At 70.9% G+C, this 24,666-nt stretch carries 25 protein-coding genes; 15 read left to right on the forward strand and 10 right to left on the reverse strand.

Annotation, left to right across the window (positions count from 1 at the left end; genetic code table 11):
• Positions 1-23: 23 nt before the first annotated feature.
• The 3 genes from FHR56_RS01915 to FHR56_RS01925 all read right to left on the reverse strand — a co-directional run bounded on the left by FHR56_RS01915 (position 24) and on the right by FHR56_RS01925 (position 2,782).
• On the reverse strand, positions 24-785 hold the full coding sequence (locus FHR56_RS01915; RefSeq protein WP_019798936.1) for an ABC transporter permease: 762 nt from the start codon (positions 783-785) through the stop codon (positions 24-26).
• Positions 782-1,729 (reverse strand): ABC transporter ATP-binding protein, encoded by a 948-nt coding sequence (locus tag FHR56_RS01920; RefSeq protein WP_160946258.1) that lies wholly within the window; start codon positions 1,727-1,729, stop codon positions 782-784. The genes FHR56_RS01915 and FHR56_RS01920 overlap by 4 nt, the downstream gene beginning before the upstream one ends.
• A gap of 171 nt (positions 1,730-1,900) precedes the next feature.
• Positions 1,901-2,782 carry a DMT family transporter gene (locus FHR56_RS01925; protein ID WP_160946343.1) on the reverse strand — a complete coding sequence of 294 codons (882 nt, stop codon included), beginning with the start codon at positions 2,780-2,782 and terminating at the stop codon, positions 1,901-1,903.
• A 161-nt stretch (positions 2,783-2,943) separates the two neighbouring features.
• Between FHR56_RS01925 and FHR56_RS01930 the strand changes: the two genes are divergently transcribed.
• On the forward strand, positions 2,944-3,423 hold the full coding sequence (locus FHR56_RS01930) for an Lrp/AsnC family transcriptional regulator (RefSeq protein ID WP_160946257.1): 480 nt from the start codon (positions 2,944-2,946) through the stop codon (positions 3,421-3,423).
• Between the two features lie 159 nt (positions 3,424-3,582).
• On the opposite strand, the gene FHR56_RS01935 is transcribed toward FHR56_RS01930, so the two are convergent.
• Positions 3,583-5,220, reverse strand: a complete 1,638-nt coding sequence (locus FHR56_RS01935; RefSeq protein WP_160946256.1) for a Na+/H+ antiporter — start codon at positions 5,218-5,220, stop codon at positions 3,583-3,585.
• A 414-nt stretch (positions 5,221-5,634) separates the two neighbouring features.
• Complete coding sequence (locus tag FHR56_RS01940; RefSeq protein ID WP_160946255.1) at positions 5,635-6,108, reverse strand: hypothetical protein; 474 nt, start codon at positions 6,106-6,108, stop codon at positions 5,635-5,637.
• Positions 6,109-6,480: 372 nt separating this feature from the next.
• Between FHR56_RS01940 and FHR56_RS01945 the strand changes: the two genes are divergently transcribed.
• Complete coding sequence (locus FHR56_RS01945) at positions 6,481-7,071, forward strand: fasciclin domain-containing protein (RefSeq protein ID WP_160946254.1); 591 nt, start codon at positions 6,481-6,483, stop codon at positions 7,069-7,071.
• 118 nt (positions 7,072-7,189) lie between these two features.
• Here FHR56_RS01945 and FHR56_RS01950 read toward each other — a convergent pair whose 3' ends face one another.
• The 4 genes from FHR56_RS01950 to FHR56_RS01965 form a co-directional block, all read right to left on the reverse strand.
• Complete coding sequence (locus tag FHR56_RS01950) at positions 7,190-8,635, reverse strand: UdgX family uracil-DNA binding protein (protein WP_160946253.1); 1,446 nt, start codon at positions 8,633-8,635, stop codon at positions 7,190-7,192.
• Positions 8,636-8,691: 56 nt separating this feature from the next.
• The gene (locus FHR56_RS01955; protein ID WP_160946252.1) at positions 8,692-9,936 is read right to left on the reverse strand and encodes a putative DNA modification/repair radical SAM protein; all 1,245 of its coding nucleotides are present in this window, start codon (positions 9,934-9,936) and stop codon (positions 8,692-8,694) included.
• Positions 9,937-10,030: 94 nt separating this feature from the next.
• Positions 10,031-10,837 (reverse strand): class III extradiol ring-cleavage dioxygenase, encoded by an 807-nt coding sequence (locus FHR56_RS01960; RefSeq protein ID WP_160946251.1) that lies wholly within the window; start codon positions 10,835-10,837, stop codon positions 10,031-10,033.
• A gap of 34 nt (positions 10,838-10,871) precedes the next feature.
• Positions 10,872-11,273 (reverse strand): DoxX family protein, encoded by a 402-nt coding sequence (locus FHR56_RS01965; RefSeq protein WP_160946250.1) that lies wholly within the window; start codon positions 11,271-11,273, stop codon positions 10,872-10,874.
• Between the two features lie 109 nt (positions 11,274-11,382).
• Here FHR56_RS01965 and FHR56_RS01970 point away from each other — a divergent pair, with 109 nt between their 5' ends.
• Both FHR56_RS01970 and FHR56_RS01975 read left to right on the forward strand, forming a co-directional pair.
• The gene (locus FHR56_RS01970) at positions 11,383-12,288 is read left to right on the forward strand and encodes a LysR family transcriptional regulator (protein WP_160946249.1); all 906 of its coding nucleotides are present in this window, start codon (positions 11,383-11,385) and stop codon (positions 12,286-12,288) included.
• A 112-nt stretch (positions 12,289-12,400) separates the two neighbouring features.
• The gene (locus tag FHR56_RS01975; RefSeq protein WP_160946248.1) at positions 12,401-12,970 is read left to right on the forward strand and encodes a flavodoxin family protein; all 570 of its coding nucleotides are present in this window, start codon (positions 12,401-12,403) and stop codon (positions 12,968-12,970) included.
• Positions 12,971-13,168: 198 nt separating this feature from the next.
• Here the strand turns inward: FHR56_RS01975 and FHR56_RS01980 are convergent, their stop codons facing one another.
• Entirely contained in the window at positions 13,169-14,080 is a 912-nt protein-coding gene (locus tag FHR56_RS01980; protein WP_160946247.1) for a LysR family transcriptional regulator, read from the reverse strand.
• 145 nt (positions 14,081-14,225) lie between these two features.
• On the opposite strand from FHR56_RS01980, the gene FHR56_RS01985 reads away from it, so the two are divergent.
• The 11 genes from FHR56_RS01985 (at position 14,226) to FHR56_RS02035 (ending at position 24,666) form a co-directional block, all read left to right on the forward strand.
• The gene (locus FHR56_RS01985) at positions 14,226-15,293 is read left to right on the forward strand and encodes an aldo/keto reductase (protein ID WP_160946246.1); all 1,068 of its coding nucleotides are present in this window, start codon (positions 14,226-14,228) and stop codon (positions 15,291-15,293) included.
• A gap of 37 nt (positions 15,294-15,330) precedes the next feature.
• Positions 15,331-15,750, forward strand: a complete 420-nt coding sequence (locus FHR56_RS01990) for a carboxymuconolactone decarboxylase family protein (protein ID WP_237473088.1) — start codon at positions 15,331-15,333, stop codon at positions 15,748-15,750.
• A 58-nt stretch (positions 15,751-15,808) separates the two neighbouring features.
• A complete protein-coding gene (locus FHR56_RS01995; protein WP_184502394.1) occupies positions 15,809-16,804 on the forward strand; it encodes an aldo/keto reductase in 996 nt (331 codons plus the stop codon).
• Between the two features lie 64 nt (positions 16,805-16,868).
• The gene (locus tag FHR56_RS02000; RefSeq protein WP_160946244.1) at positions 16,869-17,570 is read left to right on the forward strand and encodes a glycosyltransferase; all 702 of its coding nucleotides are present in this window, start codon (positions 16,869-16,871) and stop codon (positions 17,568-17,570) included.
• An 81-nt stretch (positions 17,571-17,651) separates the two neighbouring features.
• A complete protein-coding gene (locus FHR56_RS02005) occupies positions 17,652-18,098 on the forward strand; it encodes a GNAT family N-acetyltransferase (RefSeq protein WP_202406873.1) in 447 nt (148 codons plus the stop codon).
• Between the two features lie 112 nt (positions 18,099-18,210).
• Positions 18,211-19,227 (forward strand): 3-oxoacyl-[acyl-carrier-protein] synthase III C-terminal domain-containing protein, encoded by a 1,017-nt coding sequence (locus FHR56_RS02010; protein ID WP_160946243.1) that lies wholly within the window; start codon positions 18,211-18,213, stop codon positions 19,225-19,227.
• Position 19,228: 1 nt separating this feature from the next.
• A complete protein-coding gene (locus FHR56_RS02015) occupies positions 19,229-20,206 on the forward strand; it encodes an NAD-dependent epimerase/dehydratase family protein (protein ID WP_160946242.1) in 978 nt (325 codons plus the stop codon).
• A complete protein-coding gene (locus tag FHR56_RS02020; protein WP_160946241.1) occupies positions 20,203-21,051 on the forward strand; it encodes an MBL fold metallo-hydrolase in 849 nt (282 codons plus the stop codon). The genes FHR56_RS02015 and FHR56_RS02020 overlap by 4 nt, the downstream gene beginning before the upstream one ends.
• The gene (locus FHR56_RS02025; RefSeq protein WP_160946240.1) at positions 21,044-22,225 is read left to right on the forward strand and encodes an ATP-grasp domain-containing protein; all 1,182 of its coding nucleotides are present in this window, start codon (positions 21,044-21,046) and stop codon (positions 22,223-22,225) included. Before FHR56_RS02020 ends, FHR56_RS02025 begins: the two co-directional genes overlap by 8 nt.
• Entirely contained in the window at positions 22,222-23,337 is a 1,116-nt protein-coding gene (locus tag FHR56_RS02030) for a hypothetical protein (RefSeq protein ID WP_160946239.1), read from the forward strand. Before FHR56_RS02025 ends, FHR56_RS02030 begins: the two co-directional genes overlap by 4 nt.
• A gap of 141 nt (positions 23,338-23,478) precedes the next feature.
• Positions 23,479-24,666, forward strand: a complete 1,188-nt coding sequence (locus FHR56_RS02035) for a GGDEF domain-containing protein (protein ID WP_160946238.1) — start codon at positions 23,479-23,481, stop codon at positions 24,664-24,666.

Consider the following 24,666-nt stretch of genomic DNA (forward strand, 5'->3'; position numbering starts at 1 on the left):
CATTGCGGTCCTCGGCGACCGCCTCAGGGCTTGAGCCGGTAGCCGCTGCGGAAGATCGCCCAGATCACGCCCAGGCACAGCGCCAGGAACCCCAGGGTCATGCCCACGCTGACCGCGATGTGCACGTCGGCCTTGCCGTAGAACGCCCAGCGGAAGCCGCTGACCAGGTACACCACCGGGTTGAACAGGCTGATCTTCTGCCACAGCGGCGGCAGCATGTTGATCGAGTAGAAGCTGCCGCCGAGGAAGGTCAGCGGCGTGATCACCATCAACGGGATCACCTGCAGCTTCTCGAAGCCGTCGGCCCACACGCCGATGATGAAACCGAACAGGCTGAAGGTCAGCGCGGTCAGCACCAGGAAGCCGAACATCCACAGCGGATGGGCGATCTCGTACGGCACGAAGGCGCGCGCGGTGAGCAGGATCAGCAGGCCCAGCAGCACCGACTTGCTCGCCGCCGCGCCGACGTAGCCGATCACCACCTCCCACCATGCCACCGGCGCCGACAGCACCTCGTAGATGGTGCCGGCCCAGCGCGGCATGTAGATGCCGAAGGAGGCGTTGGAAATGCTTTCGCTGAGCAGCGACAGCATCACCAGCCCCGGGATGATGTAGGCGCCGTAGCTGATGCCGTCGATGGCGCCCATGCGCGAGCCGATCGCCGCGCCGAACACCACGAAGTACAGCGAGGTCGACAGCACCGGCGAGGCGATGGACTGGGTCAGCGTGCGGAAAGTGCGCGCCATCTCGAAACGGTAGATGGCGGCGATCGCGTGCAGGTTCATGCGCGCACCTCCGCCGCGGCCGACGCCGGCCGCACCAGGTTGACGAAGATCTCCTCCAGCGAACTCTCGCTGGACTGCAGGTCCTTGATCTCCACGCCCTGCTCCTCCAGTTGCCGCAGCAGCGGGCCGATGCCGGTCTGCTCGGCCTGCGCGTCGTAGGTGTAGGTCAGCGTGGCGCCGTCGGCGGACAGTTCCAGCGGCTGCGTCGCCAGCGCCGGCGGCAACGCCGGCAGCGGCGCCTGCAGGGTCAGCGCCAGTTGCTTCTTGCCGAGCTTGCGCATCAGCGTGCGCTTGTCCTCCACCAGCACCAGTTCGCCGCGGTTGACCACGCCGACCCGGTCGGCCATGTCCTCGGCCTCCTCGATGTAGTGCGTGGTCAGGATGATGGTGGTGCCCTGCTCGCGCAGGCGCCGCACCATCTGCCACATGTCGTGGCGCAGCTCCACGTCGACGCCGGCGGTGGGTTCGTCCAGGAACAGGATGGACGGTTCGTGCGCCAGCGCCTTGGCGATCAGCACGCGCCGCTTCATGCCGCCGGACAGGGTGGAGATGCGGCTGCCGCGCTTGTCCCACAGCGACAGCTCGCGCAGCACCCGCTCCAGGTGGGCGTCGTCGCGCGGCTTGCCGAACAGGCCGCGGCTGAAGCGCACCGTCGCCCACACCGTCTCGAACGCATCGGTGGCCAGCTCCTGCGGCACCAGGCCGATCTTGGCGCGCGCGGCACGGTAGTCGCGCACGATGTCGTGGCCATCGGCCAGCACCCGGCCGCTGCTGGGCGTGACCAGGCCGCAGATGATGCTGATCAGCGTGGTCTTGCCGGCGCCGTTGGGGCCGAGCAGGGCGAAGATCTCGCCGCGGCGGATCTCCAGGTCGATGCCCTTGAGCGCCTGGAAGCCCCCGGCGTAGGTCTTGGTGAGCTGTTGCACGGAAATGATCGGCGACACGGAAACTCCCGGGGTGGCGCAGCGGCTGCGGAAACGGCCCCCAGGGTAGAAGCCGGATCGTGATGGATAAATCCCGATCCGGCGGAAGCACTCTCCCGGATGCGGGACAGTGCGCCAGCCGGTGCCTGCAAACGCTGACGACGACGCCGTGGTTGCCGCGCCGAACGTCGGCTAGCGTTCGCCGGTGCCGAGGGTACCGGCGGCCGGCCGCGCAGGGCGCGGCCACGGCAGCACGCGCCAGCCGAAATTGACCCCGGCCGCCGCCAGCAGGATCAGCAGCGCCCCGAGCACCTGCGTCCACGCCAGCGACTGCCCGAAGGCAATGCGATCGACCGCGATCGCCACCACCGGATAGATGAACGACAGCGCCCCGATCATCGCCGTGGGCAGTTTCTGGATGGCGCCGTACAGCAGCACGTACATCACCCCGGTGTTGACCACGCCGAGCACCACCAGATCCAGCCACTGGGCGGGGCGGGACGGCAAGGCATCGAAGTGCGCGAACGGCGCCAGCAACACGATGCCGATGCCGAGTTGCAGCAGCGCCAGCAGGTGCGGCGGCGTGCCTTTCAGGTGCTTGGTGACGATCGACGACACGGCGTACAGGAACGCCGCGCCCAGCGCCAGCGCGACGCCCTGCAGGTACTCGCCCGGCACCGCGAGCACCGCCGGCGCGATGCGCACCACGCCCACCAGGCCGACGAAGGCCACCGCCAACCACGCCACGGTCGAGGCGGTGATGCGCTCGCGGAACACGATCGCGCCCAGCCCGACCAGCATGAACGGCTGCGTGTTGTAGACGGCGGTGGCCATCGAAATCGAGGCGCGGCCGTAGGCGGCGAACAGCAGCAGCCAGTTGCCCACGATCGCGACGCCGCCCAGCAGCACAAGCGCCAGCATCCGCGGCGAAAACGCCTTGCGGCGCAACAGGCCCAGCGCCGCGCAGACGATCAGCAGGGTGGCCGCGCCGAACAGGCAGCGGAAGAACACCACGTTGACCGGCGATTGCCGCGACGACACCACCAGCCAGCCGATCGTGCCGGACATGAGCATGGCCACGACCCCATCTCGGCCGCACCACGGCGGATCTCGCTGGACGCCATCCCGGTTCCTTTCAATGTGTCGGATGGCAGCCATTGTAGAAACCGCGGCTTCGCGAAAACATGCTTAAACTTAGGCTATCTACAAATCTGGCCTCAGAAATTAAGCCCCTGATGCATAACCACCTTTCCGCACCCGCCGTCGCCACGCTCGACGCGATCGACCGCGCCATCCTCGGCACGCTGACGCAGGACGCGCGCATGGCGACCAGCGAACTGGCCCGGCAGATCGGCCTGTCGGCGCCGGCCACCGCCGACCGCGTGCGGCGCTTGCAGCACCAGGGCGTGATCGCCGGGTTCACGGTCGAGCTCGACCCGCGCGCGCTCGGCTACACCTTGCAGGCGATCGTGCGGGTGAAGCCGCTGCCGGGGCAGCTGCACCTGGTGGAGGAGCTGCTGCAGCGCATCCCGGAAGTCGTCGAATGCGACAAGGTGACCGGCGAAGACTGCTTCATCTGCCGGCTGTACCTGCGCACCATCCAGCATCTGGACAGCATCCTGGCAAAAGTCACCGATCGCGCCGAAACGAACTCCGCCATCGTGAAGTCGACCCCGGTCCGCAGGCGGCTGCCGCCGTTGGTCGAGGACGCCTAGCGCGATGCGCCAGTCGCGGCGAAGGCCGGGACCCGGGACCCGGGACCCGCAAGAGCCTAGCAGCGACTCGTTGTCTACGATCAGCTGCCGTCACATTTCGCGGGTAGCGACGCGTCCGCCCTGCGAAGCCCACTTTTCCGGGTCCCGGGTCCCGGCCTTTCAGCTCTTGCGCCGCGCCTCCAGCAGATCCAGGTTGCGGATCAGCCGGCGCGCGATCTCGTCGGAGATCTTGCGCTGGCGGGTCAGCTTGAACAGTTCCTGGCGCTCGGCCTGCAGGCCAGCGTTGCGCAGTTGGCGCAGCACATTGTCCAGGCGCCGCGCCTCCTCCGGGTCGCTCTCCATCGCGTCGCCGTGGTCGAGGTGGCGCTGGTACAGCGCGCTGACCCGGTTGGCCGCCTCGTTGTACAGGTCGGCGTGCTCGCTGTCCTGCACCAGCCGCTGGCGCAGCTTCTCCACCGCGGCCAATGCCGCACGCGAGGACTCGCGCCGGGCCAGGTCTTCCTCCAGGCGGTCGCTCGGCTCTTCCGGCAGCTCCAGGCCGCGCAGCAGGCGCGGCAGCGCGATGCTGGCGACCAGCAGCGAGGTGACGATCACCGCGCTGGCCAGGAAGATCGCCAGGTCGCGCGCTGGGAACGCGGCGCCGTTGGGCAGGGCCAGCGGCAGGGTCAGCACGCCGGCCAGGGTGATCGCGCCGCGCACGCCGGCCAGCGAGGTCGCCACCACGATCCGCCACGGCGGGCTCTGCCGGTCCTCGCCGCGACGGCGCGCCTTGAGCAGGGTCCAGCGCAGCGACAGCCACACCCACAGGAAGCGCAGCAGCAGCAGGCCGACGTAGATGGCCAGCGCATAGCCCAGCAGCCACCACGGATCCAGGTGCCCGGCCTCGTCCATGTTGTGCATGGCGCCCTGCACGATGCCCGGCAACTGCTCGCCGAGCAGCACGAACATGATGCCGTTGAGGGTGAACTGCACCATGTCCCACACCGCCGAGCGCTGCACGCGCATGCTGCCCGGGGCGCGGCCGCTCAGTTCCACGTAGCTCATGGCGATGCCGGCGGCGACCGCGGCGAGGATGCCCGAGGCGTTGATCGCCTCGGCCAGCAGGTAGGCGGCGAACGGCAGCAACAGGTTGACCAGGATCGCCGCGCCCGGCTCCTCGCCGACCTGGCGCCACACCCAGCGCTGCGCCAGGCTGGTGCCGACCACCACCGCGATGCCGGCGGCCACGCCGACCAGCGCCACCCACAGGAAGGTCAGCGAGGCGTCGGCCAGCGAGAACGCGCCGGTGATCGCCGCGGCCACCGCGAACTGGAAGCAGACCAGGCCGGACGCGTCGTTGAGCAGCGACTCGCCTTCCAGGATGTGCATCAGCCGCTTGGGGATGGGCGCGCGCGCGGCGATCGAGGACACCGCGATCGGATCGGTCGGCGACACCACCGCCGCCAGCGCGAACGCCACCGCCAGCGGCATGGTCGGGATCATCCAGTGGATCAGGAAGCCGGCGCCGATCACCGTGAACACCACCAGGCCCAGCGCCAGTTCCAGGATCACGCCCTTGTCGCGGAACAGGCCCTGCTTGGGGATGCGCCAGCCGTCCAGGAACAGCAGCGGCGGCAGGAACAGCAGGAAGAACAGCTCCGGCTCCAGCGCATAGCCCTTCTTGAACACGCCGGCGATGATCGCGCCCAGGCCGATCTGCACCAGCGGCAACGGCAGCGAGAACGGCAGGACACGCACGAGATAGCCACTGGCCACCACCGCCAGCAACATCGCCAAGACCACTTCGATCGAATGCATGCTCGTCCGGACGGCGGCGCCACGCGGCAGCGCCGCCCATGAATGGGGGAGCCTGCAAGCAAAGCGCACCGCGGCGGCGATGTCCAGTGGCACGACGCAGCCGGCCGCTGATGTCGCGACGTTGCCGCCCGGACAGCTGGCCCACAACCGGGGTGCAAGATGGGCAGCGCTCGCCCTGGACCCAGCGGCGTCCATCCAGCCGGATCTGGACGCCCCGGGTGCGTCGCCGATGGATGACGGCGCGGCTGGCATTGTCCGCTGGCTGCACTGCGGCGAGCGACGCTTGACCCGCCCATGTTCCTGACTCTACACAGTTGTGGAACGGCAGCGCGTCGCTCCCTGCAATTCGCCAAGGGAGCGCACGAACGCACCGTGCCGCGAGCATGCCACGCGGCAGGCACGTAACCGGATCGACTACGGCGTGTAGGGTTCGAACACCTTGTCTTTCCCCGTGGCCGTGCTGATGGTCCATATTTGCGTGCAATACGCGCGATTGATGTAGATGTAGTCGCTACGTGGATCCACGTCGTTATCGAGACTCGCGTCGTAGTCCTTTTGCTTGGTCAGAAACAGGGCGATTCCCTGCTTGCCTCTGTCCCCCTTGATGGGCGTGATCAGCACGGCAGCCCCTTTTTCCTCCCAGGCATCGGGCAAGTCCATCTCAAAGCACAGCCAGCGGTCGCCCGGCGTCGCCTTCAGGCCCAGCACCCGTGCTACCGGGCTACTGTTGTCGGCAAGTTGCTCCGGCGAAAGGCGCGTGACGTAGCACGCTTTCGGCTTTCCTTCCGACTGATCCTGTGCGCTTTCGATGAACTCCCATCCCTTGCTGCCGCCCAGTCGCTTTACCTTGCTCAGAATCGACACCGGGCCGTAGTGGTAGTACTTCATGCCATCCTCTCTTTACGTGTGATCGTGCGGTTGATTGGCATGTCCCTGCATCCCGGTCGACGGCAGATGCCGATCGCGTTCCACTGGCAACAGCGGCGGCTTCCAGTTGATCGACAGGACCGGACCGTGATTGGCGAAGGGCCATGCACTCACAGAATCGGCCGACAGCGAAGCAAGAGATGCCGGGAAAAACCTGATTTGCGGCCAGTACCCGCCCTACTCTTCCCATCTGGCGTATTGCAGCGAGCGCGACGACATGGGGAGCACTCGTTCATCATTCTCTGGGCCGCGTGATGCAACCGCGCCGGCGCTGTGCGCGTAAAGGCAGGTGCACGGTCGACTGGCCGCGCATCCCTTTCAAGGAGCAAGCCCATGAAACTCCAGTTGCTGGCCCTGGCCCTCGCCGGCCTCGTCTCCCTGCCCGCTATGGCCGACACCGGCCAGGCCGCGGCGCACGACCGCGCAGCGATGAGCACGGCCAAGCCGAATCCGATGGTCGGCGGCGCGCCGATGTACGCCACCAAGGACATCATCGACAACGCGGTCAACTCCAAGGAGCACACCACCCTGGTCGCCGCGGTCAAGGCCGCCGGCCTGGTGGACACGCTGAAGGGCGCAGGCCCGTTCACCGTGTTCGCGCCGACCAATGCCGCCTTCGCCGCCTTGCCGGCCGGCACGGTGGACACGCTGCTCAAGCCGGAGAACAAGGAAAAGCTGACCCAGGTGCTGACCTACCACGTGGTCCCCGGCAAGCTCGATGCGGCGACGCTGCTGGCGCAGATCAAGGCCGGCGGCGGCAGCGCCAAGCTGACCACGGTGCAGGGCGAAACGCTGATCGCCAAGACCCGCGGCGGCAAGGTCACCCTCACCGACAGCAAGGGCAATACCGCGCACGTCACCACCGCCGACGTGATGCAGCGCAATGGCGTGATCCATGTGGTGGACAAGGTTTTGATGCCGTAAGCACATCGGGGGTGCATTGGCATCGCGGGGACGGCTGCGGCCGTCCCCGTTTTGCGCCTCCATGCGCTCGACGACGGCAGCACGCCCCGACTGCGACGACCGCCTCGGGCGCAGGCCGTCAGTCGTCGGCACTGTCTCCATGCAGCATCGGCACCCGCTCCGCCAACACGCGCAAGTCGCGCACGAAGCCTTGATAGGCGGCCCCGCCCGCTTCGCCGCCGCGCTGGCGCAGCACCCACGACGGATGCACGGTGGCCAGGGCATGCGTGCCGTCGTCCAGCGCCTGCCACTGCCCACGCTGGGCCATCAGCGCGAACCCATTCCCCAGCACCGCGCGCGCCGCGGTCGCGCCCAGGCACAGCACGATGCGCGGGCGTACCCGCGCCAGTTCGCCAGCCAGCCACATGCGGCAGGCCTCGACATGGGCACGCTCGGGATTGCGGTGCAGCCGCGCCTTGCCGCGCTGCTCGAAGCGGAAATGCTTGACCGCGTTGGTGACGTACATGCCGGCACGTTCGACCCCCAGCTCCTGCAACGCGCGGTCGAACAGGCGCCCGGCCGGACCGACGAAGGGGCGTCCGCTCAGGTCCTCCTCGTCGCCGGGCTGCTCGCCGACCACCATCACCGCGGCATCCTGCGGACCTTCGCCGAACACGGTCTGGGTGGCCGGCTGCCACAGCGGACAGCGGCGGCAGTCGCGGGCCGCCGCGCGCAGCGCCTCGAGGCTGTCGTCGGCGGCCACCGCCGCCGGCGCCGGTGCCGGGGCGGGAATGCGCCGACGCACCGGCTCCGGCGCGCGCTCGGCCATCTCGCGCACGCGCTGCCCGGCGTCGCGGATCAGCGTGGGCAGCAACTGCGCCTCCGGCAGATGCTTCCAGTATTTCTGCGGCATCTCCTGGCGCATCATCGTCGGGTTGAGCCGCGCCGGGTTGAAGATGTTGGCGTAGTAGGTGCGCCACAGCGCGTCCTGCGCGTCGTCGGCCGGCGCATCGGCGCGCTGCGCACCGGCGCCGAACTGCAGCGTCTCGCCGTCCCAGCGCACGCTGCGGTACGGAGTGAGGATCGCCCAGCGCATGCCGGCGAAGCGCCGCGCAAAGAACGGCGCCACCCGATCGACGATGTGATGCTCCGGCTCGAACCAGGCAATGTAGGCCTCCTGCTCGCCCGGCACCTCGCGGAAGCGCACGAACGCCTTCATCTTGTGGCTGTCGCGGCGCACCGCCTGCGCCCATTGCTGGGCGCGGTGCACGTCGGCATCGGTGACCCGCTGCAGCAGCGCGCGCTCGCCGCCGGCGATGCGCCACAGCAGGCGGTACAGCAGCGCATGCCGCTGCGGATCGCGATGGCACAGCACCGCGCCGGCCAGCGCCAGGAACTCGGCCGACACCCGCGGTGGCGGCACCTGCGCAGGCAGCGTCGCGACGTCGGTCCCGGCCAGCAGGCCGCCCTGCGCATCGCCATCCCAGGCCAGCGTCTCCGGCGCCGCCTGCGCGCACCATGCCGCCCGCGCCACCGCCCGCCACGCCTCCAGGCTCCACGGCGGCACCACCTCAGCCTGGAACACGGCCTGCTCCCTGCCTCGCGCCAGCGCGTCGAACGCGACGGGCAGCGCCCACCGCGTCAGTCAAACAAGCCACCCTGGCGCGGCGCCGGCGCCAGTTGCGCGCGCAGCCGCTGCGGATCGTCCAGCCGCTGCCGCGGATGGTGATCGAGCACGCTGACGAACGGCAGCAGCTTCTTCAGCGGCACCCGCAGCCGCGCCAGGTCCTCGACCCGCAGCCGCGCGTGCCGTCGCGCCAGCAGCAGCCGCTCGACGTTGCGCGTGCCCAGCCCCGGCACCCGCAGCAGCAGTTCGCGCGCGGCGGTGTTGAGATCCACCGGGAACCGCTCGGGGTTGCGCAGCGCCCAGGCCAGCTTGGGGTCCACGTCCAGGTCGAGCATGCCGCTGGTCGTGGGCGGGGCGATCTCCTCCACCGAGAACTCGTAGAACCGCAGCAGCCAATCGGCCTGGTACAGGCGGTGTTCGCGCTGCAGCGGCGGCGCCAGCAGCGGCAGCTTGGCGGAGGCGTCGGGAATCGGACTGAACGCGGAGTAGTAGACCCGGCGCAGGCGATAGTTGCCGTAGAGATTGTGGCTGGTGTGCAGGATCGCGCGGTCGTCCGCGCCGTCGGCGCCGACGATCATCTGCGTGCTCTGCCCGGCCGGGGCGAAGCGCGGCGGCTTGGCGCGCACCCGCGCCTCGGCCTTGCGCGCCTCCTTGCTCTCCTCGATGCGCCAGCGCAACTCGCCCATCGCCGCCCGGATGCCGCCGACGTTCTTCTCCGGCGCCAGTTGCGCCAGGCCGCCTTCGGTCGGCAACTCCACGTTGATGCTGAGCCGGTCGGCGTAGCGGCCAGCGGCGGCGAGCAGCTCCGGCGCCGCATCGGGAATGGTCTTGAGATGGATGTAGCCGGCGAAGCGATGCTCCTCGCGCAACTGCCGCGCCACCTCGACCAGTTGCTCCATGGTGTAGTCGCTGTTGCGGATGATGCCGCTGGAGAGGAACAGCCCTTCGATGTAGTTGCGCTTGTAGAAATCCAGGGTCAGCTTGACCACTTCGGCCGGGGTGAAGCGCGCGCGGCGCACGTTGCTGGACACGCGGTTGACGCAGTACGCGCAGTCGAACACGCAGAAGTTGGTCAGCAGGATCTTCAGCAGCGACACGCAGCGCCCGTCGGGCGTGTACGAATGGCAGATGCCCATGCCCTCGGTGCTGCCGATGCCGCCACTGCGCAGCGAATGGCGCTTGTCGGCGCCGCTGGAAGCGCAGGAGGCGTCGTACTTGGCCGCGTCGGCGAGCACGGCGAGTTTTTCGAGGGTATTCACCGGCCGACGATGCCGGGTCCGCGTCTCAAACGGTGAGACGCGGATGCGCTGCGGCCTTCACCGCCATGAATCGCTCAGGTCGACGCGCCGGCGTTCAGGCCGCTGCGCGCGCCGCGGCGCCATCGAAGCGATAGATGTCCATCGCCAGCAGGCCGGCGTCGATCCCGGCGTCGATGCGCTGCGCTCCCAGCCCCTCCGTGCCCGCCGCGCCCACCGCCACGTAGATCGGCAACCAGTGCTCGTCGGTGGGATGCGCACGCGCGGCGAACGGCGCCTGCCGACGGTAGTCGAGCATCGCCGGCACGTCGTCGCGGCGCAACGCCTGCTCGGTCCACTCGATGAACGGACGCACGTAGGGCACTTCCTTGCCCTCGGCGTAGCGGCCGAAGTCGTGCAGGTTGTGGGTGATGCTGCCCGAGCCGATCACCAGCACGCCGTCCTCGCGCAGCGGCGCCAGCGCGCGGCCCAGCGCCAGGTGGTGCTCCGGCCCCAGTTCCGGCTGGATCGACAGCGGCACCACCGGGATGTCGGCCTGCGGGTACAGCAGCGACAGCGGCACCCACACGCCGTGGTCCAGTCCGCGGCGCTCGTCCAGCACCGGCGCCAGCCCGGCCTGCGCCAGCAGCTCGGCGACCTGGTGTGCCAGCGCCGGCGCGCCCGGCGCCGGGTACTGCATCGCGTACAGCGCCTGTGGGAAGCCGCCGAAGTCGTGGATGGTCGGCGGCTGCGCCGCGGCGCCGACCAATGGCCGCCGGCCCAGCCAGTGCGCCGAGGCCAGCACGATGGCGCGCGGCCGCGGCAGCGTCTTCGCCAGTTCGGCCAGGCGGGTGCCGACCAGGCCGGGCTGCAGCGCGGTCATCGGCGAACCGTGCGAGATGTACAGGGAGGGCAGACGGGACATGACAGGTCTCCGGAAGGGACAGGAAACACCGCGCTCAGCGCGTGCGCAACGTGAAGCGGCCGTCGCCGATCAGGAACAGCACCGCCAGCGCCAGCGCCCAGAACGCCGGGTACTCCCAGCCGCCGCCGGGATTGGCGAAGCCGAAGCCGTTGGCGCCGTGCACGCTGACGATGGTGCCGAGCAGCAGCGGGATGCCGAGCAGCCCCACCCAGCGCGCGTAGACGCCGAGCAGCAAGGCCGCGGCGAGGGTGAACTCCAGCGCCATGGCCACATAGCCCAGCGCGCCCGGCAACCCGAGCGACACGAAGTAGGCGGCGGTGCCGGCCGGGGTGAACACCAGCAGCTTGGTCAGTGCATGCACCAGGAACAGCGCGCCCAGGGCCAGGCGCAGCAGGGTGGCACCGTAGGGCGCCAGGCGGGAGACGGGAGCGGACATGGGAGACCTCACGACGGACCATGGGATGGGGAACGCTGTACAGGCTATTCCCGTCGCCGCCACGAATAAATTATCGTTATTTCGAGAATTCATTTCGGGATCCGCAACAATGGATACGCTTGATGCGATGCGGGTGTTCGTCGCCGTGGTCGACCGCAACGGCTTCAACGCCGCCGCCGAGGCGCTGGGCATGTCCACGGCCAGCGTCACCCGCCAGGTGGCGTGGCTGGAGCAACGCCTGGGCTCGCGCCTGCTCAACCGCACTACCCGCCGGGTCAGCCCGAGCAGCGTCGGCGCCGCCTACTACCAGCGCTGCCAGATGTTGCTGGCCGAGTTCGACGATATGGAGGCGGCGGTCGGCGAGCAGGCGCTGACGCCCTCGGGCACGCTGCGGATCAACGCCCCCTTCAGTTTCAGCATCGCCCGGCTCGGGCCGCGCCTGGCCGGCTACAGCGCGCGCTATCCGCAGGTGGCACTGGACCTGACCCTGTCCGACCGCCTGGTGGACATCGTCGAGGAAGGCTACGACCTGGCGATCCGCATCACCCGTCAGGTGGCGCCGACCTTGATCGCGCGCAAGCTCGGCGAAGTGCAGGCCTTCCTGTGCGCGGCGCCGGCCTACCTGGCGCGCGCCGGCACGCCGCAGTTGGCGGCCGACCTGGCCGGCCACGCCTTCCTCAGCTACAGCTACGTGCAGGACGACCTGACGCTGCACGGCCCCGAGGGCGCGACCCAGGTGCGGGTGGCCGGCACCCTGCGCGCCAATTGCGGCGACGTGCTGCGCGAGGCGGCCATCGCCGGCATGGGCATTACCATGCAGCCGGACTTCATGGCCGAGGCGGCACTGGAAGATGGCCGCCTGGTACGGGTGCTGCCCGAGCACGAGGTCGGCCCGATCGGTGTCTACGCGGTGTACGCCAGCCGCAGCCACCTGGCGCCGAAGGTGCGCAGCTTCATCGACTACCTGGTCGAGGTCGGCATCGACCGCACCATGCGCTCCCCGGCCGAGAACTGAACCGAACCGCGGCGCGCGGTCGGACACAACATCCCGCCGATGGCGCTGATCCGGGCGACCGGGCATGCGCACAATGCCCGCGCTTTCCCCCCTCACCCTCAGGAGTCCGCTTATGAGCAAGATCGCGATCGTCTACTTCAGCGGCTACGGCCACACCGTCAAGCAGGCCGAGGCCGTGCACGCCGGCGCCGCCAGCGTCGGCGAGGCCACGCTGTACCGCATCGACCAGGACGGGAACCTGCCCGACGGCGCCTGGGAGGCCATCGGCCAGGCCGACGCCATCATCTACGGCAGCCCGACCTACATGGGCGGCCCGGCCTGGCAGTTCAAGAAGTTCGCCGACGCCAGCTCGAAGCCGTGGTTCTCGCAGGTCTGGAAGGACAAGATCGCCGCCGGCTTCACCAACTCGGCCTCGGTCAACGGCGACAAGTTCGCCACCATCGAATACTTCTGGACCCTGGCCCAGCAGCACGGCCAGATCTGGGTCGGCACCGGCCTGCTGCCGTCCAACACCAAGGCGCACGGCCCCAACGACGTGAACTGGACCGCCGGCTCCGGCGGCGCGCTGGCGATCTCGCCGTCCGACGCCTCGCCGGACGAGGCGCCGCGCAGCGGCGACCTGGAGACCGCGCGCCTGCTCGGCAAGCGCGTGGCCGAGTTCGCCGCCAGGCTCAAGGGCTGAGCCCCCTCGGTGCCGCCCACGCCGGGCGGCACCCAGCGCCGCGACCGCCGCGGTGCCCGGGGCGATGCGATGCCCCCTTCGGCGCCCGGCCCCTGTCGGTCGGGCGCTTCCGCAGCACGACGCAATCGCGGCTGCGGCCCCCGCCTGGTCGCTCCCTCCCCTTTTCGCAACCGCCGGCCCTGGGCCAGCCTCGGCGATCTACGCCGTGCCGCCCGCCGGATGCGCGGCACGCAGGTGGTCGATGAACACGCGCAGCTTCGGCGGCAGGTGCTCGCGCGCCGGGTAGTAGATGTGCCAGCCGGCGAACGGCGCGTGCCAGTCGTCCAGCACCCGCTGCAGGCGGCCGGCGGCCACGTCGGCGGCAACCTGCCATTCGAACGCTTGCCCCAGGCCCAGGCCGCGGCGCGCGGCGTCCAGGCCGACCGCGGTGTCGTTGACCACCAGCCGCCCGGTGACCTCGACCAGAAAATCGTGGCCGTCGCGGGTGAATTCCCAGGCCTGCAGGCGGCCGTCGGTGCGCCGCCAGCGGATGCAGTCGTGCTCGGCCAGCTCGGCCGGCGTGCGTGGCACCCCGTGCGCGGCGAAGTACGCCGGCGCGGCCACCACCGTCTGCCGCTGCGGCGGCCCCACCGGCACCGCGATCATGTCGCGCGCCAGGCTCTCGCCCAGGCGGATGCCGGCGTCGAAGCCGCCGGCGACGATGTCGGCCAGGGTCCGGTCCGAATACAACTCCACGCTGACCTCCGGATAGCGCGCCAGGAACGCCGGCAGTTGCGGGCACACCAGTTGCTCGGCGGCCACCAGCGGCAAGTTGATGCGCAGCGTGCCGGCCGGGCGGTCGCGCAGGAAATCCAGGTCGGCGAAGGCCGCATCGATCTGCGCCAGGCCCGGCGCCACCCGCTGCAGGAAGCGCTCGCCGTGCTCGCTCAGGCCGACCCGGCGGGTGGTGCGGTTGAGCAGGCGCGCGCCCAGCTGCGCCTCCAGCGCGCGCAGCGTCTGCGACAAGGCCGAGGGCGAGACGCCCAGTTCGGCGGCAGCGCGGGTGAAGCTGCCGTGGTGGGCCACGCGGACGAAGGCGACGACGGCGGAGAGCGGCGGTGGACGGTGCATGGGAACGGGCAACAGCGGCAGGGCGGACGCGCGATGTGGCGCCCGCCATTGTTTAGCACACCTTCAAAGCACATGCAGATTCCACCGATTTATCCGTGGCGACGCGGCGCCTACAGTGCCCGCACCCCACCTGGAGACCGCTGCAATGGCCCTCGATCACTACCGCCTGCTCGGCCGCTCCGGCCTGCGCGTCAGCCCGCTGTGCCTGGGTACCATGACCTTCGGCGCCGACTGGGGCTGGGGCGCGGACGAGGCCGAGGCGCGCCGCCTGTTCGACCTGTACGTCGATGCCGGCGGCAACTTCCTCGATACCGCCAACATCTACACCAACGGCAGCGCCGAGACCCTGCTCGGCCGCTTCGTCGCCGGCCGCCGCGACCGCCTGGTGATCGCCAGCAAGTTCGCGCTCAATCCCTTCCCCGGCGACCCCAACGGCGGCGGCAACCACCGCAAGGCGCTGCTGCGCTCGGTCGACGCCAGCCTGGCGCGGCTGGGCACCGACTACCTGGACCTGCTGTACCTGCACGCCTGGGACGGCACCACCGGCATCGACGAGGTCATGCGCGGTTTCGACGACCTGGTGCGCGCCGGCAAGATCCTCTACGCCGGCATCTCCGACACCCCCGCCTGGCAGGTGGCGCGCATGCAGACCCTGGCCGACCTGCGCGGCTGGACGCCGTTCGTCGCCCTGCAGATCGAATACTCGCTGGCGCAGCGCACGGTCGAGCGCGAACTGGTGCCGATGGCCGAGGCGTTGGGCATGTCGGTGCTGGCCTGGTCGCCGCTGGCGATGGGCGTGCTCACCGGCAAGTACGGCGCCGCCGACCTGGCGCGGGTGCGCGCGGCCGCCTCCGGCGGCGCGCAGGTCGATGGCGTGGGCCGCGCCGAGGTCGCGCATTCGCAACGGACCTTCAACGAGCACGCGCTGGCGGTGGCCGAGGCGGTGGTGGCGCTGGCCGCCGACCTGCAGCGCTCGCCGGCGCAGGTGGCGCTGGCCTGGCTGCTGGCGCGTGGGGCGATGCCGATCGTCGGCGCACGCAGCGTGACGCAACTGCAGGACAACCTGGGCGCCCTGACCTTGCACCTGGACGCCGAGGCGCTGCAGCGGCTGGACGCGGCCAGCGCGATCGAACTGGGCTTCCCGCACGACTTCCTGGCCTCGCCGAATCCGCAGGCGCTGCTGAGCGGCGGCACCCGCATCCAGCCGCGCTGAGCACGGCGACCGTCCCTTCGCACACGAGGAGCGTTGCATGGCATCCACCACGACCACACTGCCGAGCAGCATGACCCTGGCCGAGGCCGAAGCGGCCGGCATCGCGCAGATCGCCGCGCTGATGGGTCCGCAGCAGGGTGCGGCGATCCGCGCCCTGGCCGACGACGCGGACACCGCACTGAGCGGCCGCGGCGCGGCCATCGCCTTCGGCGAGATCTATCGCGCCGACGGCCCACTGGACCTGCGGACCCGCGAACTGGTCACGGTGGCGGTGCTGGCCAGCCTCGGCCACGCCGCACCGCAGTTACGCCTGCATCTGCGCGCCGCGCAGGCGGCAGGCGCCAGCCGTGCAGAGATCTTCGCCGTGCTCGACCAGCTGTACGCCTACGTCGGCTTCCCCACCGCGCTCAACGCGCTCGCCATCGCCCGCGAGGTGCTGGACGCGCCCTCACCCTGAGCGAACCGGACACCGGCCACGCTTTCCCTCCCCTCCCCTCCCCCTCAGGAGCAGTTCCATGCAAACCCGCACCCTTGGCCGCAACGGCCCCCGCGTCTCCGCCCTCGGCCTCGGCTGCATGGGCATGAGCGCGTTCTACGGCGGCCGCAGCGACGACGCCGCCGCGATCGCGGTCATCCATGCCGCGATCGAGCACGGCGTCAGCCTCATCGACACCGCCGACATGTACGGCCCGCATACCAACGAAGTGCTGGTCGGCAAGGCGCTGGCAGGGCGCCGCGACCAGGTCGTGCTGGCGACCAAGTTCGGCATCAAGCTCGACCCCAACGACCCGGCCGCGCGCGGCATCGACGGCCGCCCGGAGTACGTGCAGTCCGCCTGCGAGGCCAGTCTGCGCCGGCTCGGCGTGGACCATATCGACCTGTACTACCAGCACCGCGTGGACCCGAACGTGCCGATCGAGGACACCGTCGGGGCGATGGCGCGACTGGTGGAACAGGGCAAGGTGCGCTTCCTGGGCCTGTCCGAAGCCGCTGCCGGCACCATCCGCCGCGCCCACGCGGTGCATCCGATCACCGCGCTGCAGAGCGAGTACTCGCTGTGGTCGCGCGACCCGGAACACGACGGCGTGCTGGAGACGGTGCGCGAGCTGGGCATCGGCTTCGTGCCCTACTCGCCGCTGGGCCGCGGCTTCCTGACCGGCGCGATCCGCTCGCCGGAGGACTTCGAGGCCGACGACTACCGGCGCCATTCGCCGCGCTTCCAGGGCGAGAACTTCGCCCGCAACCTGCAACTGGTGGAGCGGGTGCGCGAACTGGCCCAGGCCAAGGGCGTGACCCCGGGCCAACTGGCGCTGGCCTGGGTGCTGGCGCAGGGCGAGGACCTGGTGCCGATCCCCGGCACCAAGCGCCTGGCCTACCTGGAGGAGAACCTGGGCGCGCTGCAGGTGAAGCTGAGCGCCGAGGAGCTGGCGCAGATCGAGGCGATCTTCCCCGCCGATGCCGCCGCCGGCCATCGCTACCCCGCCGCCTCGCGCGGCGCGCTGCAGGGCTGAACCGCGCCCCCGGCCGCGGCGCGGGTCGATTGCCCGCGCCGCGCCGGCCCCGCATGATGCGCGGGTGATCTCCTTCATCGTCCCCGCGCACGACGAAGCCGCCCTGATCGGCGACACGCTGGCCTCGCTGCACGTCGCCGCCCAGGCGCTGCGGCTGGACTGCGAGACGCTGGTGGTGGCCGACGCCTGCAGCGATGCCACCGCGGAGATCGCGCGCCGGCATGGCGCGCAGGTGCTGGAGGTGGAACTGCGGCACATCGCCGCCGTGCGCAATGCCGGCGCCGCCGCCACCAGCGGCCGCCACCTGCTGTTCGTCGATGCCGACACCCGGGTCAATACGCCGCTGCTGGCCGCGGCGCTGCGCGCGCTGGGCACCGGCGCGGTCGGCGGCGGGGCGCAGGTGCGCCTGCTCGGCGACATCGCCTGGCACGAACGCCTGGCCCAGGCGCTGTTCGGCTGGCTGTTCCGCTGCACCGGCATCGCTCCCGGCTGCTTCCTGTTCTGCACGCGCAGCGCCTTCCTCGCCGCCGGCGGCTTCGACGAGCGCTACTACGCCGGCGAGGACGTCGCCCTGAGCCGCGCGCTGGCGCGGCAGGGACGCTTCGTGATCCTGCGCGAGCCGGTGCACACCTCCGACCGCAAGCTGCGCAGCTTCAGCAAGCGGGAGCACCTGGGGCTGTTGCTGCAGCTGCTGCGCCGCGGCCGCGGCCTGCTGCGCTCGCGCGACGGCCTGGGCTTCTGGTACGGGCAGCGCCGCGGGCGCTAGGGCGTATCGTCAATTCCGCACAGGCGGCGTCGGGTCGGCAATGCGGTTGCGCCCAAGCGGGCGGCTTCCTACGCTCCGCAAATGAGCGAGAACGGCACCCTGGAAATCAGGAACGCGGCGATGGCGGACCGGCAGGCGATCGTGGCGCTGATGGCGGCGCTGGACTATGCCGGAACCGAGGACTTCATCGAGGCCCGCCTGGCGCAACTCCTGGCGCACCCGGACGCGGCCTTGCTGGTGGCCGCCGCAGGTGACGACGTCTTGGGTGTGTTGTCGCTGCACTTTCTCCCGCAGTTGGCATTGGCCGGCGACATCTGCCGCATCAGCTATTTCTGCGTCGACGATCGCGCGCGCGGCGCCGGGGTGGGACAGCGTTTGCTGGCGGAGGGCGAGGCGCTGGCGCGGCAGCGCGACTGCGACCGCCTGGAGGTGCACTGCCACAGCCGGCGCGAACGCGCGCACGCCTTCTATCGGCGGGAAGGCTTTGTCGAAGCGCCCAAGTATTTCGCCAAGTCGCTGCGCGATTGAGGACTGTCTGAGGTCGCCAGCCGCAGACAGCGGCGGCGCGATCGTCCCAAGCGCGGTTGCCGGCGCCGACGTGCTGGCAGTACGCTGCGCGCCCCTTGTGCGAGCTTTACGGATGAGCGTCCACACCAGCAGGCCCATTGCGCTGCGTCTCCTCGGCACGGGCGAGTATCTGCCCGCGCAGCAAGTGCCGGCGGAGACCTTCGACCGGCGCTGGGGCAAGCCCACCGGCTGGACCCTGCGGCATACCGGGGTGGCCACGCGGCACTATGCGAGCGCCGACGAGCCGGCCACCTTGATGGGCGAGCGCGCCGCGCGCGCGGCGCTGGAGGCGGCGCAGTTGCAGGCACACGAGGTGGATTGCGTGATCAGCGCCTGCAGCCTGATGGAACAGGCGATCCCGTGCAGCGCCGCGCTGCTGCACGCGCGGCTGGGCCTGCAGGGCAGCGGCATCCCGGCCTTCGACATCAACGCCACCTGCCTGAGCTTCATCGCCGCGCTCGACCTGGCCGCGGCCGCGATCGCCGCCGGCCGCTATCGCCGCGTGCTGATCGTCTCCAGCGAGATCGCCAGCGTCGGCCTCAACCCGGACGATGCGGACACCGCGCCGCTGTTCGGCGATGGCGCCGCGGCGGTGGTGCTCGGCGCCGACGCAGGCGACAGCGGTTCGCAATTGCTGACCGCGCGCCTGGAAACCTATTCCGAAGGCATCGACCACTGCCGCGTGCGCGCCGGCGGCACCCGCCTGCGCCTGGATCACGGTGTCGACGCGCTGCGCGCCGGCTCGCAGTTCGAAATGAACGGCCGCGCCACCTACCGCCTGGCCGCAGCGAAGCTGCCCGGCTTCCTGCAGCGGCTGCTGGCGCAGGCCGGGGTCGAGCTGGCGCAGCTGCGGCGGATCGTGCCGCACCAGGCCAGCGCCAAGGCGCTGCGCCACCTGCGCGTGGCGCTGGGGCTGGCGCCGGATGCGCTGATCGAGGTGATCGGCCACCGCGGCAACCAGATGGCCGCGTCGATTCCCGCCGCGCTGCACCAGGCGATCGCCAGCGGCCGCATCGTCCGCGGCGACCTGATCGGCCTGGTCGGCTCCGGCGCCGGGCTGGCGTTCGGCGGCGCGGTGTTGCGCTACTGACATGGCCCGCGTCCTGGTCACCGGCGCGTCCGGCTTCATCGGCGCCTACATCGTGCGCGCCCTGGCCGAGGCCGGCGTACCGGTGCGTGCCAGCGGCCGCGACGCCGCCAAGCTGGCGGCCTTCGCCAACGATCCGCGCATCGAGGTGCAGCGCGCCGACCTCTGCCACGACGCGTTGGCGCCGCTGCTGCAGGGCTGCGATGCGGTGATCCACTGCGCCGCGCTATCGGCGCCGTGGGCCAGCGCCGAGACCTTCCGCCTGGCCAACGTGGTCGCCACCGAGCGCCTGCTCGCCGCCGCGCTGGCCGCGCGCGTGCGCCGCTTCGTGCACTTCAGTTCGCCGAGCATCTACTTCCGCTTCGCCGATCAATACCAGATCACCGAAGACTTCACCCCACCGGCACGCTGGATCGGCGGCTACCCGCAGACCAAGTGGGAAGCCGAGGAGAAGGTGCGCGCGGCGGCGGCGGCCGGGCTGCCGGCGGTGGTGCTGCGCCCGCGCGCGGTGTTCGGCCATGGCGACAACGCGATCGTGCCGCGGCTGCTGGCGGTGGCGCAGCGCGGCTGGTTCCCGCTGGTCCACGGCGGCCGCGCGATGATCGACGTGTGCTGCGTGGAGAATGCGGTGGCCGCGGCGCTGGCCGCGCTGCGTGCCGAGCACATCGGCGACGGCCGCGCCTACAACATCAGCAACGGCACCCCGATCGCGGTACGCGACCTGCTGACCGAGTTGTTCGCGGTGCTGCGCCTGCGCGTGCGGCTGCTGCCGGTGCCGCGCGGGCCGGCGCTGGCCCTGGCCACGCTCGGCGAACAGATCGCGCTGCGCCGACGCGGCCAACCCGAGCCGCGGCTCAGCCGCTACGGCATCGGCGTGCTCGGCTATTCGCAGACGCTGGACATCGGCCGCGCGCGCCGCGAACTCGGCTATGCGCCGGTGCTGTCGACCGAGGCCGGGCTGGCCGCACTGGGGCAGCCATGAGCGCGCCCCGGCTGCGCTGGCGGCTGTACGAAGCCGGCCACTGCACGCATCCCGAACGCGCCACGCGCCGCGGCGCGCCGCTGGCGCCGTGTCCGTTCCCGGCGCTGGCGGCACTGCTGCAGCATCCGCAGCACGGCGACCTGTTGTTCGATACCGGCTACGCGCGCCACTTCTTCGACGCCACCGCGCGCTTTCCCGAGCGCCTGTACCGCTGGCTGACCCCGGTGCAGCTGGCGCCCGGGCAATCGCTGCGCGAGCAACTCGCACGCGACGGCGTGGAGCCGGACCGCATCGGCTGGATCGTGCTGTCGCACTTCCACGGCGACCACGTCGGCGGCGTCGCCGACTTCCCGCAGGCGCGCCTGGCCTGCGCGCAACAGGCCTGGGACGACCTGCAGCGCCGCGGTCGCCTGACCGCGTTGCGCGAAGGCTTCCTGCCGGCGCTGCTGCATGGCGCGCGCCCGCGCATGCACTGGATCGAGGCGCTGCCCGCGACGGTGCCGCCCGCCGCGCTGCGCGACTTCGGCACGCTGCGCGACCTGTTCGGCGACGCCAGCGTGCTGCTGGTGCCGCTGCCCGGGCATGCGCCGGGCCACTACGGCCTGTGGTTCGAGGACGCGCAGGGCCCGGTGTTCCTGATCGCCGATGCGGCCTGGTCCAGCGCCGCGCTCGCCGACGGCACGCCACCGCCGGCGCTGGTCACCCGCCTGCTCGGCGAGCATCGCGTGTACCGCGACACGCTGGCGCGGCTGCATGCGCTGCGCCAGGCCGAGCCGGGCTTGCGGCTGGTGCCCTCGCATTGCCGGCAGTGGCGGCCGGCGCCGCAGGCGCGCGCCGATGGCTGAGGCGCCCGGCGTCCTGATCACCGGCGCGCGCGCGCCGGTCGCCCTGGACCTGGCGCGCCGTTTCGCCGCGCAGGGCTGGCGGGTGCATCTGGCCGACAGCGTCGCCAGCCGCATTTCCGGCTGGTCGCGCGCAGTGGCCGCGCATCACCGCGTGGCGCCGGCACGCGATGCGCCGCGCGCCTGGCTGGCCGACCTCAATGCCCTGCTCGCGCGCGAGCGCATCGACGTGCTGGTACCGACCTGCGAGGAGGTGTTCTACCTGGCCCGCTACCGCAGCGCGCTGCCGGCGCAGTTGCACCTGCCGCTGCACGACTTCGACACGTTGCGTACGCTGCACAGCAAGTACCACTTCATGGAACTGGCGCGCGGGCTCGGCAGCGACGTGGAGGTGCCCGCCGGCGTGCGCGTGCGTAACCTGGCGCAGGCGCGCGAATGGGCAGGCAGCGCCCCGCTGGTGCTCAAGCCGGAATTCTCGCGCTTCGGCGTGCATGTGCGGCTGTACCCGGACGGTGTGCCCGCCGATGCCGCGCCGCTGCCCGCGCAGGGCGACTGGGTCGCGCAGCGCTACTGTGCGGGCGAGGAGCGCTGCTCGTACGCGCTGGCGCGCGACGGCGTGTTGCTGGCGCATGCGGTGTACCGACCGCGCTACCGCCTGCGGCGCAGTTCCAGCTATTACTTCGACGCGGCGCCGGATCCGCAGATCGAGCGCTTCACCGCGCAGCTGGTGCAGGCACTGCGCTTCACCGGACAGATCTCCTTCGACTGGATGGTGTCTTCGGAAGGGCGCTGCAGCGTGATCGAATGCAATCCGCGCGCGACCAGCGGCCTGCACCTGTTCGCCGCGGCCGATCCGCTGGTGGCATTGCTGTGCGGCGACGCGGGCGCGGCGCAGGCACCGCTGCGCCCGGCCGACGACCGCGCGGCGATGCTGGGCGTGCTGATGCTGGGCGTGGCCTTGCCGGCGGCGCTGGCCCAGGGCCGGCTGCGGCAGTGGCGCCAGGACTACGCGCGCGCCGAGGACGTGCTGGCGCCGCGCGGCGACCGCTGGCCGCTGGCCGGCACGCTGTGCGACCTGGGCAGCCATGCGCGGCTGGCGCTGGCGCAGCGCTGCAGCGTCCGCGAGGCCGCCACCCGCGATACCGAATGGGACGGCGAGGCGCTGCCGCCGCCATGACCGGCGCCGATGCCGAGGCCGCGGCGGCCGATTACGCCGCGCAGCTGCAGCGTTTCGCCACACTGCATGCCGGCGGCGACGCGCAGCAACTGGCCGACAATGCGCATGCACGCATCGAGGTGCTGCGCGCCGGCGCACTGGCGCTGCCGGTGACGGTCGGCGAGCGCCACCCGGGCAATGCCTGGGTCTGCTCGCCGCGCACCACGTATGCCGACTATGCCGCCGAGGAAGCGGCGCGGCTGCTGCCCGGCGCGCTGTCCGCACCGGTGCGCGGGCTGTGCGGCGGCATCGGCGCGTGGCTGGACTGGGCGAGGATCGATCGCGCGGTCACCCTCAACAACTGGCTGCTGTCCACCAACCTGTATCCGCCGCTGCCGCCGAGCGGCCTGCGCACGCTGCTGGACGCCGCACGCACGCGCTGGCCCGACCACGCGCTGTGGTTCCGCTCGCTCAACGCGGTGGACACGCCGCAGTGGCTGCACGCGCTGCAGGCCGAGGGCTTCACCCTGATCGCCAGCCGCCAGGTGTACCTGTACGAGGACTGGCCGCAGCTGCTGCGCCACCGCGACCTGGCGCGCGACCTCAAGCTGGTCGACCGCCGCGACCTGCAGCGCTGCGGCAACGACGCCATCGGCGAGGCCGATTACCCGCGCATCGCCGCGCTGTATGCGCAGCTGTATCTGGAAAAATATTCGCATTGCAATCCGGCCTACCACGCCGGCTTCCTGCGCGCCTGGCACCGCGCCGGGCTGCTGCGCTTCGATGGCTTCCGCGACGCCACCGGGCACCTGGTGTGCATCACCGGCCTGTTCGGCATCGGCGGCACCGTCACCGCGCCGATCGTCGGCTACGACCTGCGCCTGCCGCAGCGGCTGGCGCTGTACCGCACCCTCACCGCCTGCGGCATCGACCATGCGCGACAGTACGGCCAGCGCCTCAACCAGAGCGCCGGCGCCGCCAGCTTCAAGCGCCAGCGCGGCGGCGTGCCGGTCATCGAATACAGCGCGGTCGATGCGCGCCACCTGCCGTTGCGGCGACGCCAGCCGATCGCCGCGCTCGGCGCGCTGACCCGGGGCATCGGCGTGCCGCTGATGCGCCGCTACCGGCTGTGAGCGGCGCCGCGCCGCGCGTTTTGCATTCCGTAACCGTTTTCAGCGCAAAACCCGCGTGTTTTGCCGAATGCCGGACGCACCCGCTGCCTTATACTTTGCTGCACCTGCAACACCCCATCGCCGCTGTGGCCCGGGACATCTGTGGAATGGATTGCGCATCTGGCCCATGCCGGCACCTTGCTGATCGTCAACGCGTTGCTCGCGGCAGTGTCCTCGGCGATGTTCCTGGCGGTGTACGTCACCGGCCGCAAGGAACGTCACGCGCGCAGCCTGTTGCTGCTGGCGCTGAGCTACGGCGTGTTCGCCCTGGGCTTCGGCACCCTGCTGGCGCCGGCCTGGCACTACATGGCGGACTGGGTCGCGCCCGCCGGCAACGTCACCCTGGACGTGGCCACCGTACTGACGCTGGTCGCGGTGAACGCCTACCTGCAGCGCCCGCTGCTGCAATGGACGTTGCTGGTACCGGTCACACTGCTGTGCGCACTGGAACTCTACAGCCTGCACTACGCCGGCCTCGATCACCGGATCATGGTGATCTTCGGCGGCCTGTTGCGCGGCATGCTGACCGTGGCCACGGCGGTGGTGCTGTGGCGACATGCCGACAGCACGGTGCGCGCGGCGGCGCGCTTCACCGCCGTCTTCCATTTCCTGTGGGCTGGCATGGTGGGACTGCGGGTGGCCTGGTGGGCCTTCCATCCCGACGTCGACACCAGCTTCGACCCGACCACCAACTTCGGCCTGCTCTCGCGCATCGTGCTGACCGCCAGCATCACGCCCGGCTTTCTGTGGATGCTGACCCGCGAAATGAACGCGGAACTGACCCGGCACGCCTCGCAGGATCCGCTGACCGGGGTCACCAACCGCCGGGTGATGTGGGAGCGCGGCGAGGCGGCGACCCTCGATGCCGCACGCCGGCAGGCGTCGATCGCGGTGCTGATGATCGACGTGGACCATTTCAAGTCGATCAACGATCGCTTCGGTCACGCCGTCGGCGACCAGGTATTGATCGCCATCGCGCAGACACTGGCGCAGCAGATCCGCGTGCCCGACCTGCTGGCGCGCATCGGCGGCGAGGAGTTCATGGTGCTGGTTCCGCAGGCCGACGAGGCGGGCGTGCGCGATCTCGCCGAACGCCTACGGCGACGCATCGAACAGCAACAGATCGGCGCCGCGCAGGAGGCGCCGCTGGTGTGCACGGTGAGCATCGGCTATTGCCTGTCGCCAGGCGCGCAAGCGTCCTGGCAGGCCCTGGTGCTGGCGGCGGACCAGGCGCTGTACGCGGCCAAGCGCGCCGGCCGCAACCGGATCGCCGGCACCGCCCTCGCATGA

It is taken from the genome of Xanthomonas sp. F10, assembly GCF_014206815.1.
In the GTDB taxonomy this organism is placed as follows: domain Bacteria; phylum Pseudomonadota; class Gammaproteobacteria; order Xanthomonadales; family Xanthomonadaceae; genus Xanthomonas_A; species Xanthomonas_A indica.

Coding starts and splice junctions, on each gene's coding strand:
- FHR56_RS02005 (WP_202406873.1), top strand. CDS start 17,652: ATGAGCGAGAACGGCACCCTGGAAATCAGGAACGCGGCGATGGCGGAC.
- FHR56_RS01925 (WP_160946343.1), bottom strand. CDS start 2,782: ATGCTCATGTCCGGCACGATCGGCTGGCTGGTGGTGTCGTCGCGGCAA.
- FHR56_RS02010 (WP_160946243.1), top strand. CDS start 18,211: ATGAGCGTCCACACCAGCAGGCCCATTGCGCTGCGTCTCCTCGGCACG.
- FHR56_RS01915 (WP_019798936.1), bottom strand. CDS start 785: ATGAACCTGCACGCGATCGCCGCCATCTACCGTTTCGAGATGGCGCGC.
- FHR56_RS02015 (WP_160946242.1), top strand. CDS start 19,229: ATGGCCCGCGTCCTGGTCACCGGCGCGTCCGGCTTCATCGGCGCCTAC.
- FHR56_RS01930 (WP_160946257.1), top strand. CDS start 2,944: ATGCATAACCACCTTTCCGCACCCGCCGTCGCCACGCTCGACGCGATC.
- FHR56_RS01965 (WP_160946250.1), bottom strand. CDS start 11,273: ATGTCCGCTCCCGTCTCCCGCCTGGCGCCCTACGGTGCCACCCTGCTG.
- FHR56_RS01975 (WP_160946248.1), top strand. CDS start 12,401: ATGAGCAAGATCGCGATCGTCTACTTCAGCGGCTACGGCCACACCGTC.
- FHR56_RS01935 (WP_160946256.1), bottom strand. CDS start 5,220: ATGCATTCGATCGAAGTGGTCTTGGCGATGTTGCTGGCGGTGGTGGCC.
- FHR56_RS02020 (WP_160946241.1), top strand. CDS start 20,203: ATGAGCGCGCCCCGGCTGCGCTGGCGGCTGTACGAAGCCGGCCACTGC.
- FHR56_RS01980 (WP_160946247.1), bottom strand. CDS start 14,080: ATGCACCGTCCACCGCCGCTCTCCGCCGTCGTCGCCTTCGTCCGCGTG.
- FHR56_RS01970 (WP_160946249.1), top strand. CDS start 11,383: ATGGATACGCTTGATGCGATGCGGGTGTTCGTCGCCGTGGTCGACCGC.
- FHR56_RS02030 (WP_160946239.1), top strand. CDS start 22,222: ATGACCGGCGCCGATGCCGAGGCCGCGGCGGCCGATTACGCCGCGCAG.
- FHR56_RS02025 (WP_160946240.1), top strand. CDS start 21,044: ATGGCTGAGGCGCCCGGCGTCCTGATCACCGGCGCGCGCGCGCCGGTC.
- FHR56_RS01985 (WP_160946246.1), top strand. CDS start 14,226: ATGGCCCTCGATCACTACCGCCTGCTCGGCCGCTCCGGCCTGCGCGTC.
- FHR56_RS01940 (WP_160946255.1), bottom strand. CDS start 6,108: ATGAAGTACTACCACTACGGCCCGGTGTCGATTCTGAGCAAGGTAAAG.
- FHR56_RS01995 (WP_184502394.1), top strand. CDS start 15,809: ATGCAAACCCGCACCCTTGGCCGCAACGGCCCCCGCGTCTCCGCCCTC.
- FHR56_RS01945 (WP_160946254.1), top strand. CDS start 6,481: ATGAAACTCCAGTTGCTGGCCCTGGCCCTCGCCGGCCTCGTCTCCCTG.
- FHR56_RS01990 (WP_237473088.1), top strand. CDS start 15,331: ATGGCATCCACCACGACCACACTGCCGAGCAGCATGACCCTGGCCGAG.
- FHR56_RS01960 (WP_160946251.1), bottom strand. CDS start 10,837: ATGTCCCGTCTGCCCTCCCTGTACATCTCGCACGGTTCGCCGATGACC.